We start from the raw sequence: 17,393 nt of genomic DNA, 5'->3' as shown, positions 1-17,393 counted from the left end.
GGCGATCGGTAATGGCGATGCCGGAATGATAACGCGGATCGCCTGCCTTGCGGACGAGTTCCCTGCGGTTTGCTCAGGATGGGTGGTTCATGAAGCGCGGCGCGGCGCTACGACGCCGTCGTCGACCGGCGGATTGGCGCGCCAGTGGCGATACAGGCGCAGCGCCACGTGGGCGTCGTCGGCCGCGTACAGCACCTGCTTTTCGCTCAGCTGCGGCAGCGCCCAGTTGGTGGTGGTGATGCGGCGCGACTTTTGCAGGCGCTGGCCGAAGAAGCGCGCCACGGCGGTCTTGGCGCCGAGCGTATTGCGCTCGCCGCGCCGGCGCAGGGCCGTCGCCAGGTCGATCACGTTGCGCGCTTCGATGCCGAGCTTGCTGCGCAGGCGCTTCAGGTCGTCACCCAGGCCGAACCCCACTTTCAGGATGCTCTCGGATTCGAGCACCGGCTTCAGGACAGTGAGCGCGTCCTGCGCGCTGGCCGCGCTGCCGATCTGGAACAGGTAGGCCAGCTCGTCGGTCGCCAGCTGCACCAGGTGCGGTCCGGTCGACACCTCGCCCTTGGCGAAGGTGGGCTTGGATTCGGTGTCGAACCCGACCACGTCGGCCCTGGACAGGGCGGCCAGGGCCGCCGCGGCGTCCAGCGGGGTGCGGACGATCCGCACGTCCGCCAGGCGGATGCCGGGGTAGGGCGGCAGCAGGTCTTCCGGCGCGACGTCCATCGGCCTGCCAGCGGTCACTGGCGCGAGAACTTGTTGGCCAGTGCCTGCAGCTTTTCCTGGCGCTGGCGGTTCGCTTCCTCGGCGGCGGCGGCTTCGCGCTCGGCCTTCTTGCGCTCGGCTTCCTTCTTGAAGCGCTGCTGCAGCTGTTCTTTCGCGTGCTGGCGGTGGGTGTCGGTCACTTCGGCGCCCGGGGTGCCGTCGAGGTCGTAGCGCACCTTGGCCTTTTCCATCGCGCGCAGGTAGCGCATCGAGCCGGTGTGGATGCCGAGCGCGGCGCGCATCGTCTTGCGGTCCAGGCCGGGCATGCGCGCCAGCAGCTGCTTGTCGATGCCGATCGCCAGCGGCAGGCAGTCGCGGAAGGCCGGGAATTCCTGCTGCAGCTGCTTGAGCAGTGCGCGTGCCGACAGCGCCGGCGCAGCTGCTGCCTGGGCTGCAGGTGCCGCAGCGCCTGCCTCTGGCGCGGTGTCGGCGGACGATTCGGACGCCTGGGGCGTCTCGGGCGTCTCGGGAGTGACAGGAGCGGTGTTGTCGACGGTCTCGGCGGTAATGGTATTCATTGACTTCATGGTAAGAACGGGAAAGCGAAGGATAGCACGGCACCCGTACGCCGGTGCGGGCCGTATTGTACTTGTTCTATTAATCTTGAGAACCGGCCTGCAACCGATGGGCGTGCGGCCGCGAAATCGTGTATGATCCGCCCCTTGCCTTGCGCACGGCTTGCGCCGTCGCAGACCGGCCGGAAGCACGTGAAGGGTGTCACGCAGGCGTCATATTCAAGGCGGTGATACCTCATATGGGATTTTTCAATTATCACCAAATCTTGCAATAAGGCATAATATCGCCTTTCCCTTCTGTTCTTCCCTGAGCAGCAGATGCAAGCCCGTTTCAGCCGACGGGCTTTTTTTCGTTCCGACATGCACATCGTGATTTCAAACACTGCCCATTTCCTGCCTGATTGCCGCCGCGTCCCGACGACCGTGGGCGGCTCCGGGAAACCGGTGCTTGAAGTCTGCCTGTCCGCCCTTAGGTAGGGGCACTTCCGCCCCTGCCTTTTGTTCCCCGCTTCTGTTCCCGACGAGCGGCCCGCACGCGGGACCCACTGGATTATTGACTTCGCAGGCGCGCCGTTCGCCTCGACTGGAGAGAGTTTCACTATGAAAAACACCGCCAAGACACTGACACTGACCGCCAAGAAAGCACCTGCCAAGGCTTCGGCACAGCTGGCAGTGCCGAAAACCGCGACCTCCTACTTCCTCGAGACGGAAGCGGCGGCCAAGGTCACGGTGGTGAAGACCCGTTCGCGCCTGGCTTCGCTGAAGGCCGCGCAGGAAGCAGGTCAGCCGGCAGCCGATGCGGCGAATGAAGCGATGCCGGCGGCAGCGGCGGCCGACGCCGTGGTCGATACGGCAGCCGAAGCTGCTGCGCCGGCGCAGGCCGAAGCCGTGGCGGCTCCCGCCCCTGCTCCCGCCGCGATTGCGGAGCCGGTTGCCGCAACGGCGCCTGAATCTGTTCCCCAGGCGGCGGCGCAGGTGCCGGCCGAGCCGGCAGCGTTCGAGGACTATACCGCGGCGGTGCCGTCCGCGGCCGTGGTCGTGCGCAAGCGCAGCTCGAGGCTGGCTGCCCTGAAGGCTGCCGCCGAACCGGCCGCGGAATCGGCGGCGGCACCGGCTGCCGGCGCGCCGGCCGCCGTCGAGGCTGCGCCTGCCGTAGCGCCGGCCGCCGATCCCGCGCCGAAGGTCGTGCGTACCCGTACCCGCCGCACCGACGGCGGCGCATCGGCATCGGGCGCGGCTGCCGTGCCGGCCAGCGCCGTGGGCGCCGTCAGCGCCACCACCGATGCCGCCGCCCTGGCCGCGATCGACACTTCCGGCTACCTGCTGCCGCAGGTGAAGGTCCCGGGCCGCCGCGGCCGCAAGCCGAGCGAATTCGTGCCCGAGAACGACGAAGTCGCGGCGCTGAACGCGGTCGAACGCGCCGAGATGAAGGTGGCATCGAAGCTGCGCGAGCGCAAGGCCAAGGGCCTGGCGGGCATGCTGGGCGGCGAAAGCGGTTTCTCGGAAGCGGAACTGGAAAAGCGCCGCCAGCAGATCAAGAACCTGATCAACATGGGCAAGGAGCGCGGCTACCTGACCCACGCCCAGATCAACGACCAGCTGCCGGAGAACATCGTCGACCCGGAAGCGATCGAAGGCATCATCGCGACCTTCAACGACATGGGCATCGCCATCTACGAGCGCGCCCCGGAAGCGGAAATGATGCTGCTGTCGGACGCCGTGCCGACCGCCACCAGCGACGACGAAGTGGAAGCGGCCGCCGCGACCGCGCTGTCGACCGTCGATTCGGACTTCGGCCGCACCACCGACCCGGTCCGCATGTACATGCGTGAAATGGGCGCGGTGTCGCTGCTGACCCGCGAAGGCGAGATCGAGATCGCCAAGCGCATCGAGGAAGGCCTGAAGGACATGGTGCAGGCGATTTCGGCCTGCCCGACCACCATTTCGGAAATCATCGCGCTGTCGCACAAGATCGCCAGCGATGAGATGAAGATCGACGACGTGGTGGACGGTTTCGTCGACCTGAACGATTCGGCGCCCGCGCCGTCGGCCGCCGCTTCGCGCAGTGACGACGACGAGGAAGAAGAAGAGGTCGAAGTCGAGGAAGAGGAAGAAGAAGGCGCCGTCGGCGGCGGCGCGGCCGGCTATTCGACCGAGCAGCTGGCGCAGCTGCGCAAGGGCGCGCTGGAGAAGTTCGCCATCATCGAAGAGCAGTTCGACCGCATGGGCCACGCCTTCAAGACCACCGGCTACGGTTCGCCGGCGTACGAAGAGGCGCAGGCCATCATCTCGAACGAGCTGCTCGGCATCCGCTTCACCGCCAAGATCGTGGAAAAGCTGTGCGACACGCTGCGCGGCCAGATGGACGAAGTGCGTTCGATCGAGCGCGCCGTGCTGGATATCTGCGTGAACCGCTGCGGCATGCCGCGCGCCCACTTCATCAAGGTCTTCCCGGGCAACGAGACCGACCTGGAATGGGGCGACCGCGAAGTGGACTGCGCCTACCCGTACAGCGCTGTACTGAGCCGTAACCTGCCGGCCATCAAGGAACTCCAGCAGCGCATGATCGACCTGCAGGCGCGCGTGGCGCTGCCGCTGGCCGACCTGCGCCGCATCAACAAGCAGATGGCGGCGGGCGAGAAGCGCGCGCGCCAGGCCAAGCGCGAAATGACGGTGGCCAACCTGCGCCTGGTCATCTCCATCGCAAAAAAATACATCAACCGCGGCCTGCAGTTCCTCGACCTGATCCAGGAAGGCAACATCGGCCTGCTGAAGGCGGTGGACAAGTTCGAATACCGTCGCGGCTACAAGTTCTCGACCTATGCGACCTGGTGGATCCGCCAGGCGATCACGCGCTCGATCGCGGACATGGCCCGTACCATCCGCGTGCCGGTGCACATGATCGAGACGATCAACAAGATGAACCGCATCTCGCGCCAGATCATGCAGGAAACCGGCAGCGAGCCGGACCTGCCGACCTTGGCCGCCAAGATGGAAATGCCGGAGAACAAGGTTCGCGAGATCATGAAGATCGCGAAAGAGCCGATTTCAATGGAAACCCCGATGGGCGAGGACGGTGATTCGCAGCTGGGCGACTTCATCGAGGACAACGCCACCCTGGCTCCGCTGGACGCCGCGCTGCATGCCTCGATGCGCAACGTGATCAAGGAAGTGCTGGACTCGCTGACCCCGCGCGAAGCGAAGGTGCTGCGCATGCGCTACGGCGTCGAGATGTCGAACGACCACACGCTGGAAGAAGTCGGCAAGCAGTTCGACGTGACCCGCGAGCGTATCCGCCAGATCGAAGCCAAGGCGATGAGCAAGCTGCGCCAGCCGTCGCGTTCGGACAAGCTGAAGACTTTCCTGCACAACCAGTAAAGTTTGACCAGTTGGTAAAAAATGCCGTCCAGTTCTCTGGGCGGCATTTTTTTGCGTGCGGCGGCTGCGCGGCGTTTGCGTTATCGTGTCATGACACTCCTCGTCCATCCTGGTGCGCACCGATGAACTACACCGCAAGGCTTGCTGCCACTACCGCCGCCGCTGCCGCCTTTGCCGCCGGCGCTTTCTGCGCGGCCCCCGTCCGCGCCCAGGAGCAGGACGGGGCCAGGGACAGCATCAATGCCGGCCGGCCCGATTTCGTCGAGTCGAGCAATGTCGTGGGAAAGGGCCGGCTGCAGCTGGAGACCGGCGTGGTGTGGGAGCGCGACCGCGGCGGGGGCGGACGCGAGCGCATCCTGTCGACGCCGACCCTGCTGCGCATCGGCGTGGCCGACACGGTCGAATTGCGGGTCGAGACCGCCGGCCGCGTCGTCCGCCACGCCAGCGAGAACGGCGAGCGTGCGACACAAGCCGGCTATGGCGACGCTGCGCTCGGTGTCAGCTGGCATGCCATGGACGCTGCCGGGAGCCTGCCTTCGGTGGGCGTGCTGCTGTCTGCCGACCTGGACACCGGCTCGCGCGCCTTTCGCGGCCAGGGCGTGCGCCCCTCGTTGCGGGTGGTCGGCGAATGGGACCTGCCCAACGGTTACGCGCTCGGCGTGATGCCGGGCATCGGGGTCGAGCGCGACGACGGACACGGCGGCCGCTACCGCTACGGCATCCTCGGCGTCATCGTCGCCAAGTCCTTCGGCGAGCGCCTGCGCGGCCTGGTCGAGGTGGCGATGCCGCACATCGCCCGCAGCGCGCACGGCGGCACCCAGGCCAGCTTCGATGTCGGTGCCGCCTACCTGCTGTCGCGCGACGTCCAGATCGACGCGATGCTCTCGCGCGGCCTGAACAGCCGCACGCCGGACCTGGCCTTGACGGTCGGGCTGTCGATCCGCCGCTGACCACCCGGCGCCGCCCGGCCGGTCCGGCCGCCGCCGTCATCCGGGCACCCGCGCGCCCACAAGCAAGCTGTTTCGCCTCCCGGTTCCGGCATTCGCCGCGATAACTGCTCATGCATTCGGGTTATGCCGGCCGCTGTGAAATTCATTGGTTGTCAACATTTCCCCGTCGTACTCTGTTTCACGGATGGCAACACTCTGGCGCGTGGAGAGGCGCGGGGGACCGCCACCAGCGCCCGGGTTCCAGCGGGCGTTCACGACAACCCTGCAAAACACCCACAACATGAAAAAACGTTTGCTTGCAGCGGCAGCCGCGATGCTCGCCGCCTCCATTTCCCTCGCCCATGCCCAGACCGCGGCGCAAGACGCGGCGCCCAAGCGCGAAATGCGCGGCGTGTGGATCAGTACCCATATCAGCCTGGACTGGCCCAGCCGCACCGACACCCCGGCCCAGCAGCAGGCCAAGCTCGCGGCCATCCTCGACCATAACAAGGCCACCGGCATGAACGCGGCCTTCCTGCAGGTGCGCAGCCAGTCCGACGCCCTGTACCCGAGCAGCTACGAGCCCTGGTCCTACTACCTGACCAACCAGCAGGGCAGGGCGCCGTCGCCGATGTGGGATCCGCTGCAGTTCGCGATCGAGGAGACCCGCAAGCGCGGCATGGAATTCCATGCCTGGATCAATCCCTACCGCGCGGTGGCCACCGCCTCCAACCAGGGGAACGCCGCCATGTACGCGCCGGAGCACGTCTCGCGCACCCATCCCGAGTGGATGCTGACGGTCGGCACCGTCAAGATCCTGAACCCGGGCCTGCCCGCGGTGCGCGACCACGTCGTGAACGTCATCATGGACATCGTCAACCGCTACGACGTGGACGGCATCCACTTCGACGACTACTTCTACCCGAGCGGCACCATCCTCGACGACGCGGCCTACCACGCCGACCCGCGCGGCTTCCCCGACACCGCTGCCGGGCGTGCCGACTGGCGCCGCGACAACATCAACCTCCTGATCGCGCGCGTGAACGACAGCATCCGCGCCGTGAAGCCGTGGGTGAAGTTCGGCGTCTCGCCGTCGGGCATCTATCGCAGCAGCCTTGATGCGGCCGAGGGCTCGCCGACCGCGAGCTGGGCGGCGCAGCACTACAGTTCGATGTTCGCCGACACCCGCACCTGGATCCGGCAGGGCTGGGTCGACTACCTGGCGCCGCAGATCTACTGGTACATCGGCCAGGCGGGCTCGGACTACCAGCTCCTGGTGCCGTGGTGGAACGACAACGCCTACGAGCGCCACATGTACATCGGCCTGGCCGACTACAAGGTGAACACGGTCGGCTGGACGGACCCGGGCCAGATCGACAGGCAGATCGCGATGAACCGCGCGCACGGGAACATTTCGGGGCAGATCCACTTCCGCCACGCCTTCCTGCAGGGCGATCTGCTGGGCTACCGCACATCGCTGAAGAACAGCACCTATGCAAGGCCGGCCCTGCTGCCGGTCATGGCCTGGAAGGGCACGGCCGCGCCGCCTGCGCCGGCGGGACTGGCTGCAACGATCGGCGACGACAATGCCGTGCAGCTGGCCTGGGCGACGGCGCCGGACAGCGCGGACGAGTTCGAGAAGACCCGCAGGTATGCGATCTACCGCTCGCCGGTGCGCGAGATGGACCTGGAGTCGTCCGCCAACCTGCTGGGCGTGACCGATACCGCAACCGGCGCCTTCGTCGACCGGACCGTGGGTCCGGGCCAGTATTACTACTACACGGTGACGGCGCTGAACCGCTTGAGCAACGAGAGCCCGCACGCAGCGACCGTCAGCAACGACGTCGAGGCGCCGACCGTGCGCACGCGCGATGTGTCGCTGCGGCTGGCGAACGGCACGGCCACGCTGGCGCCGGGCGACCTGGATGGCGGCACGACCGACAACTGGGGCGTAGAATCCCTGGCGGCTTCGCGCACCACGTTCGCATGCTCGGACATCGGCGCGCAGAAGGTCGAGCTGAGCGCAGTCGACAAGGGCGGCAACAGCGCCAGCGCGCAAGCCACCGTGCAGGTGCTGGGCCATGTGCCGCAGCCGGCGATCGCCGTGACGCCGGGCGCGGGCGAGGAGACCGGCCTGCCGGCCAATACCATCGCGCTCGGCTATGGCCCGCAGAGCGTCACCTTGCGTGCGAGCGACGCGGCCGGCAGCTCGACCTTCAGCTGGAGCCCGGCGGCAGGGCTATCCTCGACCACCGGTGCGGTGACCAGCTTCGCACCAGGCGCGGCCGGCAGCTTCCGCATCACCGCGCAGGCCGCCAGCCCGGAGAGCTGCTTCGCGCAAGCGACGGCGACCGTGACGGTGATCGATGCGCGCTGCGGCGACGGCAAGGTGGCGGTGTGCCACGGGACGGGCAGCGCCGGCAATCCGGCGGTCCAGGTGTGCGTGGCGCCGAATGCGGTGCAGGCGCATTTGAAGCAGGGGAGTACGCTCGGCATGTGTCCAGGCTGAGATGCTTCCCCACAGACCGTCGAGTGGCCGCCGGCCGCGGCGGTTCAACGGTCTCCGGCGGGCGCCGCAGGGGTAGGAGCGGCCTTTCCCCAGCTGTCCTCGTACAGCATCCCGGACAGCGCGCGCCGCCGGTCCCAGCCCTCGGCCTCGAGCATCGGGGCCGGATAGAATTCCTCGACGTGGCCCACGCACAGGATCGCGATCGGCAGGCTGCCGGGAGGCATGCCGCATAGCGCGCGGACCTGCTGCGGATCGAACAGGGACACCCAGCCGACACCGATGCCTTCGGCGCGGGCGGCCAGCCAGAAATTCTGGATGGCGCAGGAAGCCGACGCCAGGTCCATCTGCGGCATCGTGCGCCTGCCGAACACGTAGGGTTCGCGCTCGTCCATCAACCCCACCACCAGTACTTCCGCACAGTCGCGTAAGCCTTCGACCTTCAGGCGCATGAATTCGTCGGCACGCCCGCCGAGCGCCTGCGCGGTCAGCACGCGCTCCTCCTCGACGTGGGCATGGATCCGTTGGCGCAGCATGCGGTCCGCGATCCGGATGAAGCGCCATGGTTGCATCAGTCCGACACTCGGCGCGCTGTTGGCCGCCTCCAGGAAGCGTGTCAATTGGTCCGGCTCGATCGGTGTGGGCAGGAAGTGGCGCATGTCGCGCCGCTCCCGGATCGCGCGGTAGACGCCCTGGACCTCGGGCGCAGAGAAGGCGTGGCTGCTCATGCGCTCCTTCCTACTTCGCGGCAGGCGGTTCGACCAGCACCAGCTTGCCGGTCTTCGGATCGCGGTAGACCTCGCCCACCCGGTCGTAGCCACTGCCGGGCTGGCCGGCGCCGTCGGCCGGACGCTCGATCTGCCGCCCTTTCTCGACCGGCTGGGGCACCGGACGTGCGCCCTGCGTTCCCGCGATCGCGGCAATCAGGCCGCAGGCGAACACCAGCATCACGTCGACCAGATTGACCAGGCTCGCGCGCGGGTCCTCGTCGCCATGGTCGAAGCGGGCATCGAGGCGGGAATACAGGCGCAGGCGCGCGGGCCTGCCGCCGCGCACCGCGCCGCCGTTCACTGTGCCGTTCACTGCGCTCATGCCGCGCCCTCCATCGCTTCCAGGGTCTCTTCGTACCAGCGGCGGCGCAGCTTGCCGATGACGAGGCCGCCGATGCCTGCCACCAGGCCGAGCACGGTGGCGTCGAAGGCCACCGTGACGGCGCTGGCGAGCTGGGCGGGATCGCCGCGGCCGAGCGCCGCCAGGCCCGGGCCGAGGGGAATGATGGTGGCCATCAAACCCAGCATCGGTGGAATGCGCGCCAGCAGGTCGGCGCGCTCGAGGCGCCGGCGCGCCACTGCATGGACGCGGCCGACGTCGCCGGCCGCACCGAGCCTGGGCAGGCCATGGAAGCGTTCGCCGACGGCGATGCCGGCTTCCACCAGCGTCACCGCACAGGCGAACAAGAGGGCGGCCAACGCGGGCGCCAGCAACCAGCTGACCGCATCGTGCAGCCAGGCGAAGGACAAGACATCAAGCATGGAATCTCCTGGAAGGTTGGGGGTGGTGGCGGCCGCGCCACAGGCCGAGCGAGAACAGGATCAGGCCGCAGGCCAGGGCGCCGAGCACCTGGGCGACGCGCCGGCCGGCCGGCGTCGCCGGTTCTTCCAGGCGGCTCAGCTCGAAGGCGCGCGGGGCTGCCGTGGCGTCGGGGGCGGGAGCGGGAGCGGGGGCTGCGGATGGCGCCGGCGAGGGTGCCAGGCGCGGCGACGCGGGCGACGCCGGTACGTTTGCCGTGGCCGGCAGCAGCTCGCCGCGCGCCTTTGCCAGGGTCACGCCCAGCAGCCGGGCATCGGCCGCGTCCAGTTGCGGCGCAAGCCATTGCCACATCGGGTGCGCCGGCGCGGTGTGCCCGCTGCCGGGCAGGCCGTTGGCGGCGACCAGGCGCGCCAGCTCGCCGCCCAGGCGCCGGATGGTGGCGGGATCGGTCTGCCAGAAGCCTTTTTCGGCCGCCACCATGAACACAGCCAGCATGTGCGCCTTGACGTGGGCGTTGTGGCGCCGGCCCAGGAATTGCGGCAGGCCGAGTTCGTAGCGGTCGTCGAAGTACACCGACTTGACTTCGTCCCACGCCCAGTTCTTCACCAGGTCCGGACGCGTTACCTGCCAGCCCCACAGGTTCTCGATGAATTCCTGTCCCATGGTACGGGCGCCGGCGTAGCCGTGGTCCATCAGCGGCTTGAGCCAGGCAGGGTTCAGGAAGCGGCCGCGCAGCTCGCCCAGCAGGCTCGCTGCCAGCGGCTCGACGTCGGCGCGTCCCGGCTGGGCGTGCTGCAGGATCAGGGCCTCCGGCACACGGCCGGTGCGGGTCTCGACGGCCAGGGACAGGCCGCCCAGGTAGTCGAATGCGTCGTTGTTGTCGAGCAGTCCGTACAGGTTGCTGGCGCGGCCGTGGTAGGTGCGGGCGATGCCGCCGAGCGCGGCGTCGAATGCCGCATGGCTCGCTTCGCCGTCCGCGTCCATGCCGTAGGCATGGCCCATGCGCAGGCGGTAGGCGCGGGCGAGTTCGCCGCGCTCGCGCCATGCGCCCGAGCGCTCGGTCAGGCGGTTGACGCCCGTGCCATACGCGCCGGGAGCATCGCCGAACACGCGCTGCACGGCTGCGTGGCCGGCCTGGGCAAGCGGCATGCCGCCGCCCTGCAGGGCTTGCGTGCGCGCCAGCCATTCGCGCGCCACGCGGTTGCGTTCGAGCGGCTCGCGCCCCCATGCGCCGCCGCCCGGCAAGGGCGCCAGTGCCGCCTGCAGGGCTTCGTGCAGCCCGGGTTCCCGTTCGGCCAGCGTGGCGGCGGACGCGGCCAGCGCCATCCGGCCGGCACGGTCGATCAGGCGGATCAGGTTCGGGTACAGGTCGCGGAACAGGCCGGAGGTGGTGACGATCGCGTCGCGCCGCACGGCATCCGGCTTGAGCCGCACGTCGGTGACGACGCCGCGCGCATTCCATACCGGCTCGGCGCCCATCATCGCCAGTGCGAAGGCCACCATCACGCCTTCGTCGCGCACCGCGTCCGAGGCCCACAGGATGATGCCCTCGCTGCCCGCCCCGTCGTCCACGGTGGAGGGACGATCGGCAGCCTGGGCGGCCAGGCGCTCGCCCAGCCCGTAGCCGAGGCGGGTCGGCAGGATGTCGCCGTCGACCGCATGGAAGTTGCGCCCGGTCGGCAGGGCTTCCGGGGAGCGCAGCGGGTCGTTGCCCTTGCCCGGCTCGATGTAGCGCCCTTCCAGGCCCGCCAGCAAGGCGCGCATCTCCAGCGCCGGCGACGCGGCCAGCTTGCGCTCGATGTCCGCATCGACGGTGCCGCCCTGGCGCATCGAGTCCAGCATCAGGTCGAGCGACTTGCGCTCCCACGGCCGGCCGAACACGTGCAGGCCATGGGGCATGAATTTCTCCTGCAGCTTGGTCAGGAAGTGGCCGATCTCGTGCGCGAGCAGGTCGTCCTCGGCCGCGTCGAAACCGATGCCGCGCACCTTCAGCACGTCGGCCATCGAGGCTTCGAGCTCGGCGCGCAGGTTCAGCTGCGCCACCCGTTCGCGCATCAGGCTTGCTGCCTGCGCCTTGAGCGACTCCGAGCCGGCGGCCTCGAAGCTTTCGACCACCTGGCGCAGCGACAGCAGTTCGTCGTACAACGGGGTCGCGGCCAGCGGCGGGGTCAGGTGGTCGACCATCACGGCCAGGCCGCGCCGCTTGGCCTGCGTGCCTTCGCCGACGCCGTCGACGATGTAGGGATAGATGCCCGGCAGGTCGCCTGCGATCAGGCTCGGGTAGTCGTCGGCGGCCAGCCCGACGGCTTTGCCGGGCAAGAATTCATAGGTCGAGTGACGCCCGACATGGACCAGGGCGTCGGCCCGGAAGCGGTCGCGCACCCAATGGTAGAAAGCGAGGTACTGGTGCGGCGGCGTGATGCTGGTGTTTGCGTGCAGGAGCTCCTCGTCCACTTCCCAGCCGCGCGGCGGTTGGGGCCCGATGAAGACGTTGCCGAACACCAGGCCCGGCACCAGCAGCTTGCCGCTGTCGACCATCACCTTGCCGGGAGCGGGGCCCCAGCCGCGCATGCCTTCGATGCCGAAACGGACCAGGCGCCGCTGCAGCGCAGCCAGGGTAGCGCAGCGGCGCGAGGGGCGATCGCCGAGGCAGGCGAGATAGCCCTGTTTCAGGCTTGCGAGGTCTCGCAGCGCGTCTTCGCGGCGCGGGTGGTCGGCGCCTTCGACCAGGTGCTGCAGCTCCGCGATGACGACCTCTGCGCGCTTGCGACCCAGCACCTGCTCGCCGCCGGCTTCGGCGTCGAGCACGTCGGCGTGCAGGCGGCCGAGCAGGCCGCCTGTCATTTCCCCCTGCACGCGCGGCGGGAGCGTGGCGAACCAGCGCTGGTAGTCCCCGGCGGCCACGCCGTTGACCGCCGGTGCGAGTTCGCGCAGGGCGGCGCGGTCTTCGGGCAGGTTGACGCCGTGCGCCATGATCCGTTCCAGCAGCGCCTCGGGCGAGGCGGGCAGGTCGCCGACCGTATAGCCGGCGGCCTTGAGTGCATGCAGCATGTCGAACAGCGATGCCGGCACGTCGAGGTTGTCGGCGCCGATGTTCTGTCGGCCCGGCGGGTGGTTGTAGTAGATGAGGGCGATGCGCTTGTCGCGATTGGGCTTGGCGCGCAGGGCCAGCCAGCGCTGCACGCGTGCGGCGAGGCGGCCCGCTTCCGCATCGAGCACCACCGGCGGACGATGCTCGAGTCCGGTCTTCGGATCGTGCCGGGCCTGGCCCAGCGCGGCCACGGCGACGGGTTGGCCGATGCCCTGCAGTTCGGGCAGGGCGACGCGGTACTGCACCGAGTCCGGGGCCAGGCCGTCCGGCGACAGGCGCCACTGCATGGCGCTGCGATCGAGCATGCGGATGGCCTTGAACACCGGCACGTCGAGGCGCTGGAACGCCGCCTCCACCGCCTCGCGGCCCTCGGCCGCGCCGACCACGAAGTCCTGCAGCACCACCAGCGCAGCCGGACGCGCCGGTGCGATCAGCTCGGGCAGGCGTTCCAGCGCCTCGCGCGAGGCGCCGCCCCAGCGGCTCAGGACCTGCACGCAGGGCTGGCCCTGCCGTTCGATGTGGCGGCACAGTGCGTCCGGCACGATGCCGTCCATGTTGGCCAGGTCGAGCACCACGACGGTGGGTTTGTCCGCCAACCCGAGCTCGGCGGCGCGGCCCCAGGCCGCGTCGTCGGCCAGTTCGCGCTGCCCGGCGCGCAGGCGCAGCGCGGGCTCCGGGCGCGGCGCCGCCAGCGGCGTCGCCGGTGCGAGCAGGTGGGCGAACAGGGCCGCCGTATTGTCCATCCCGCTTCCTTGCCACAGGCGCCGCGCGGCCAGCCAGCGGCTTGCCGCCGGATGCGCCGCGGCGGCGCGCAGGGCCGCCTCCGGCGGCGTCTCGTTCGACAGCTGGCGCAGGGTTTCGGGCGGAAAGCCTGCCAGGCTGCCGTGGCGGCCGCGCGTCATGAGGCTGAGCGTGGCTTCGCCATTGAAGGCCAGGACCTCGGTGCCCGGGCGGGCGTGGCTTGCCAGGGCGTCCTTCAGGCGCCGCGCCGGGTCGCCGAACACCGAGACCGCCAGTACGCTGTCGGCACCCCGGATCCAGCGTGCGACGTCGCCGCCGCTGGCCGCCATGAGCTGGGCCGGAGTGCGCAGCAGGATGCGGTCTTCCGGATGCCGCGCCAGGTGGCGATGGGCTGCTTCGACGGCGGTTGGCGCCGCACGTTCGGTCACGATGGCAAGCAGGGTGCCGGCGCGAACGGGCAGGGTGGGTAGGAGACACAGCAGCGCTGCGAGGAGGCAGGCGCGGACGAAGGTACGGGCGCTCAGTTCGGGTCGACCAGTGAAGCACGCAGGGCGCGCATGAAAACCAGGCAGGCCCTGTGCTCCATGGAAAAGCCGTGCGCATCCAGGGCGCACGAAAGCCGCGCGCACTGGACGGTGTCATGACCCGGACCGAAGGAAAACGAGGGACAGCCAACCGGCAATGCCACACCCCGGGCATTGCAAAGTGCATCGTGACTGGCCGGTCTTCTGGCTCGCCTTCTTCCTTCGCTGGCCCTGCCTTCCCGTGCGATGCACAGTGGCGTCCGGCCAGCGTCGTCAGGCTTACAGCAGCGGGGGCTGCGCCGGACTGGCGGGGATGGCTATCCCGCGCGTCACCGGCTTCCCGTTTCACCCTCCTGCAGACCTGCAGGAAGGCACCAATCGCGTAACGGCCGGATTGTACCGTCCGGCCGAGTTGTTGTCACGACATCTTTGTCGTGGGTCGTTCCCGCTATGCGGACCGCGTTCAGCCCGTATTGCGCAGGCCCGCCGCCACCCCGTTGATGGACAGGTGGATGCCCCGGTGCACGCGCGGATCCACGTTGTCGCCCAGCTTGCGGCGGCGGTGGATCAGTTCGACCTGCAGGTGGTTCAGCGGATCGAGGTAGGGGAAGCGGTTCTGGATCGAGCGTGCCAGCAGCGGGTTGCCGGCCAGGCGTTCGGTGACGCCGGTGACCGCTTCCAGGCAACGCAGCGTTTCTCCGTACTCGGCCGTGATGCGGCGGAAGATCCGCTCGCGCAGTTCCACGTCCGCCACCAGTCCGGCGTAGCGCGAGGCGATCGCGAGGTCGGTCTTGGCCAGCACCATGTCCATGTTCGACAGCAGGGTCGCGAAGAACGGCCAGTCGCGGTACATCGCACGCAGCAGCGCCATCCTTTCCTCGCGGTCGCCGTCCGCCAGCCAGCCGCTGACCGCGGCGCCGAAGCCGAACCAGCCCGGCAGCAGCAGGCGGCACTGGCCCCACGAGAAGCCCCAGGGAATCGCCCGCAGGTCTTCGATGCGGCGCGTCGACTTGCGCGAAGCCGGGCGCGAGCCGATGTTCAGTTCCGCGATCTCGGCGATCGGCGTAGCGGCAAAGAAGTAGTCGGTGAAGCCCGGGGTCTCGTACACGAGGTTGCGGTAGGCCTTGTAGGCGCGCGCGGACAGTTCGGCCATCACGGTTTCGTAGCGCGCCAGGTCGCCTCCCGTCGCGCCGTTGCCGGCGTCGTCCGCCTGCGGGCTCAGGCTTGCTTCCAGCGTCGCGGCCACCAGCAGCTCCAGGTTGCGCCGGCCGAGTTCGGGATTCGAGAACTTCGAGGCGATGATCTCGCCCTGTTCGGTCAGGCGGATCTGGCCGTTGACGGTGCCGCGCGGCTGGGCGCGGATCGCGTCGTAGCTCGGGCCGCCGCCGCGGCCCACGGTGCCGCCGCGGCCGTGGAACAGGCGCAGCTTGACGCCCTTGGCGGCGAACACGTCGACCAGCTTCAGCTCAGCCTGGTACAGTTCCCAGTTCGAGGTGAGGAAGCCGCCGTCCTTGTTCGAATCCGAGTAGCCGAGCATGACTTCCTGCAGCCGGCCCTGTTTCTCGATGACGCTCGCCACCAGAGGCAGCGACATCCATTCGTCCATGATGCCGGCTGCCCTCTGCAGGTCGGGGATGGTCTCGAACAGCGGGATCACCATCACCTCGCTGGTGACGCCCGCGCCGCCATGCGCGACGCGCATCAGGCCGGTCTCCTTCTGCAGCAGCAGCACTTCGAGCAGGTCGGAGACGGTCTCGGTGTGCGAGATGATGTAGTTGCGGATCGCGCGGCTGCCGTAGCGCAGGCGGATGTCGCGCGCCGTGCGCAGGATGGCCAGCTCGGAATTGGTCTCCTCCGAATAGCTCTCGTACGGGGAGTACAGGGGGCGCGGCTGGGCCAGTTCGGCCAGCAGCAGTGCCACCTTGCGCTCTTCGGGAAGCTGCGCGTAGTCGGCTTCGGCCTGCGCGCGGGCGAACAGTTCGGAAAGGACGCGCTCGTGCACGTCCGAGCTCTGGCGCATGTCGAGCGAGGCCAGGTGGAAGCCGAAGATGCGCGCCGCCCGCATCAGGCCGGCCAGGCGCGGCGCGATTAGCATCTCGCCGTGGTTGGCGCGCAGCGAATCGGCGATGACCTCCAGGTCGGCCGCGAACAGGCCGGCGTCGAGGTAGGGCGGGGCGTGGCCGACTTCCTTGCGCAGGATGTGGTCGACGCCCAGTTCGCGCGCGGTGGCGGCCAGGCGCGCGTAGATGCCGATCAGCGCGCGGCGGTAGGGTTCGTCGCTGCGGTGCGGGGACTGGTCGGTCGAGGCGTCGGCCAGCGCCTGCATCGCGGGCGTGACCGCCACCAGCAGCGTGGAGGCGGACAGCTCGGCGCCCAGCGCATGCACTTCGTCGAGGTAGAACTCGAGGATGGTGGTCGACTGGCGTACCAGCGCATGGCGCATGGTGTCGGCGTTGACGTTCGGGTTGCCGTCGCGGTCGCCGCCGATCCAGCTGCCCATCTGCAGGTACTGCGCGTTGCCCAGGCCGGCACTCCCGCCTGCCTGCTCGTCCTCGCCCTCGCCCTGATAGCGGGCGGCGATCTCGGCTTCGATGTCGTCGTACAGGCCCGGCACTTCGCGCAGGAAGGTGATGCGGTAGTAGGACAGGGCGTTGTCGATCTCGTCGGCCACCGTGAGCTTGGAATAGCGCAGCATGCGGGTCTGCCAGAGCGTGGCGATGCGCGCATGCAGCAGTTGCCCGTTGCGCTGCAATTCCTTGGGCGTCAAGCCGCGGTCGCGCTCGGCCAGCAGGCGGGCGATGTCGTGCTCGGCGTCGAGGATGCTCTTGCGCTGCACTTCGGTCGGGTGCGCGGTGAGCACCGGCGAGATCAAGGCGTCCTTGAAGAAGCCCTCGACCGCCTCCTGCGGCACGCCGGCGTCGCGCAGCTTGCACAGGGCGTGGGCCACGCTGCCCTGGCGCGGCGCGGCGCCGCGCATGAGGTGGGCGCGGCGGCGGCGGATGTGGTGCTGGTCCTCGGCGATGTTGGCCAGGTGCGAGAAGTAGGAGAAGGCGCGCACCACCGAGATGGTCTGGTCGCGCGTGAGCTTGTGCAGCAGGCCGGTCAGTTCCTCGCCGGCCTTCGGGTCGTCTTCCCGGTGGAAGCGCACGGCGGTCTGGCGGATGGTTTCGACGATCTCGAACACCTCGTCGCCTTCCTGGTCGCGCAGCACGTCGCCGAGCAGGCGGCCGAGCAGGCGGATGTCTTCTTTCAGCGGCGCGTCCTTGTCGGCGTCGCGTGGCGAGTCACGCAGCGCGCCCGGGTTTGTTGATGCAGCAGGATTATCCATATCGACCACAAGTTAAGTTGATTGTGCGATGGCGGTTGGCCATGGTCTGCAAGAGCCCCATGCTAAAATTTGTGATCTTATGCATGGGCCGTTTA

10 protein-coding genes and 1 riboswitch are annotated in these 17,393 nt (G+C 68.9%); of the genes, 3 read left to right on the top strand and 7 right to left on the bottom strand.

All coding sequences use genetic code 11. The features are described 5' to 3' along the window. Positions 1-87: 87 nt before the first annotated feature. Positions 88-717, bottom strand: a complete 630-nt coding sequence (locus ACFFJK_RS11980; protein WP_379679388.1) for a 3'-5' exonuclease — start codon at positions 715-717, stop codon at positions 88-90. 14 nt (positions 718-731) lie between these two features. Next, positions 732-1,274 carry a ProQ/FINO family protein gene (locus tag ACFFJK_RS11975; RefSeq protein WP_379679386.1) on the bottom strand — a complete coding sequence of 181 codons (543 nt, stop codon included), beginning with the start codon at positions 1,272-1,274 and terminating at the stop codon, positions 732-734. A gap of 597 nt (positions 1,275-1,871) precedes the next feature. Here ACFFJK_RS11975 and rpoD point away from each other — a divergent pair. From rpoD to ACFFJK_RS11960, 3 genes are all read left to right on the top strand, one after another. Beyond that, complete coding sequence (gene rpoD / locus ACFFJK_RS11970; RefSeq protein WP_379679385.1) at positions 1,872-4,649, top strand: RNA polymerase sigma factor RpoD; 2,778 nt, start codon at positions 1,872-1,874, stop codon at positions 4,647-4,649. Positions 4,650-4,771: 122 nt separating this feature from the next. Next, positions 4,772-5,599 (top strand): transporter, encoded by an 828-nt coding sequence (locus ACFFJK_RS11965; RefSeq protein ID WP_379679384.1) that lies wholly within the window; start codon positions 4,772-4,774, stop codon positions 5,597-5,599. Positions 5,600-5,879: 280 nt separating this feature from the next. Further along, complete coding sequence (locus ACFFJK_RS11960) at positions 5,880-8,087, top strand: family 10 glycosylhydrolase (RefSeq protein ID WP_379679383.1); 2,208 nt, start codon at positions 5,880-5,882, stop codon at positions 8,085-8,087. 44 nt (positions 8,088-8,131) lie between these two features. Here ACFFJK_RS11960 and bluB read toward each other — a convergent pair whose 3' ends face one another. From bluB to ppc, 5 genes are all read right to left on the bottom strand, one after another. Continuing rightward, on the bottom strand, positions 8,132-8,812 hold the full coding sequence (gene bluB, locus ACFFJK_RS11955) for a 5,6-dimethylbenzimidazole synthase (RefSeq protein ID WP_379679382.1): 681 nt from the start codon (positions 8,810-8,812) through the stop codon (positions 8,132-8,134). Positions 8,813-8,822: 10 nt separating this feature from the next. Then, entirely contained in the window at positions 8,823-9,176 is a 354-nt protein-coding gene (locus ACFFJK_RS11950) for a hypothetical protein (protein ID WP_379679381.1), read from the bottom strand. Then, complete coding sequence (locus ACFFJK_RS11945; RefSeq protein ID WP_379679380.1) at positions 9,173-9,616, bottom strand: MotA/TolQ/ExbB proton channel family protein; 444 nt, start codon at positions 9,614-9,616, stop codon at positions 9,173-9,175. Before ACFFJK_RS11945 ends, ACFFJK_RS11950 begins: the two co-directional genes overlap by 4 nt. Beyond that, a complete protein-coding gene (locus ACFFJK_RS11940) occupies positions 9,609-13,874 on the bottom strand; it encodes a cobaltochelatase subunit CobN (protein WP_379679379.1) in 4,266 nt (1,421 codons plus the stop codon). Before ACFFJK_RS11940 ends, ACFFJK_RS11945 begins: the two co-directional genes overlap by 8 nt. 273 nt (positions 13,875-14,147) lie before the next feature. Continuing rightward, positions 14,148-14,364, bottom strand: a riboswitch (cobalamin riboswitch). A gap of 69 nt (positions 14,365-14,433) precedes the next feature. After that, a complete protein-coding gene (gene ppc / locus ACFFJK_RS11935) occupies positions 14,434-17,298 on the bottom strand; it encodes a phosphoenolpyruvate carboxylase (protein ID WP_379679378.1) in 2,865 nt (954 codons plus the stop codon). Between the last annotated feature and the right edge of the window lie 95 nt (positions 17,299-17,393).

This window comes from Massilia consociata (genome assembly GCF_042432755.1).
Lineage (GTDB): Bacteria > Pseudomonadota > Gammaproteobacteria > Burkholderiales > Burkholderiaceae_D > Telluria > Telluria consociata.
Note: the sequence above shows the minus strand (reverse complement) of the source record. Positions and strands in the feature narration are given on the sequence as shown.

What these genes read in the sequence shown, in the direction of transcription:
- ppc (WP_379679378.1), bottom strand. Translation starts at nt 17,298, where the DNA reads ATGGATAATCCTGCTGCATCAACAAACCCGGGCGCGCTGCGTGACTCG.
- bluB (WP_379679382.1), bottom strand. Translation starts at nt 8,812, where the DNA reads ATGAGCAGCCACGCCTTCTCTGCGCCCGAGGTCCAGGGCGTCTACCGC.
- ACFFJK_RS11950 (WP_379679381.1), bottom strand. Translation starts at nt 9,176, where the DNA reads ATGAGCGCAGTGAACGGCACAGTGAACGGCGGCGCGGTGCGCGGCGGC.
- ACFFJK_RS11965 (WP_379679384.1), top strand. Translation starts at nt 4,772, where the DNA reads ATGAACTACACCGCAAGGCTTGCTGCCACTACCGCCGCCGCTGCCGCC.
- ACFFJK_RS11975 (WP_379679386.1), bottom strand. Translation starts at nt 1,274, where the DNA reads ATGAATACCATTACCGCCGAGACCGTCGACAACACCGCTCCTGTCACT.
- ACFFJK_RS11980 (WP_379679388.1), bottom strand. Translation starts at nt 717, where the DNA reads ATGGACGTCGCGCCGGAAGACCTGCTGCCGCCCTACCCCGGCATCCGC.
- ACFFJK_RS11960 (WP_379679383.1), top strand. Translation starts at nt 5,880, where the DNA reads ATGAAAAAACGTTTGCTTGCAGCGGCAGCCGCGATGCTCGCCGCCTCC.
- ACFFJK_RS11945 (WP_379679380.1), bottom strand. Translation starts at nt 9,616, where the DNA reads ATGCTTGATGTCTTGTCCTTCGCCTGGCTGCACGATGCGGTCAGCTGG.
- rpoD (WP_379679385.1), top strand. Translation starts at nt 1,872, where the DNA reads ATGAAAAACACCGCCAAGACACTGACACTGACCGCCAAGAAAGCACCT.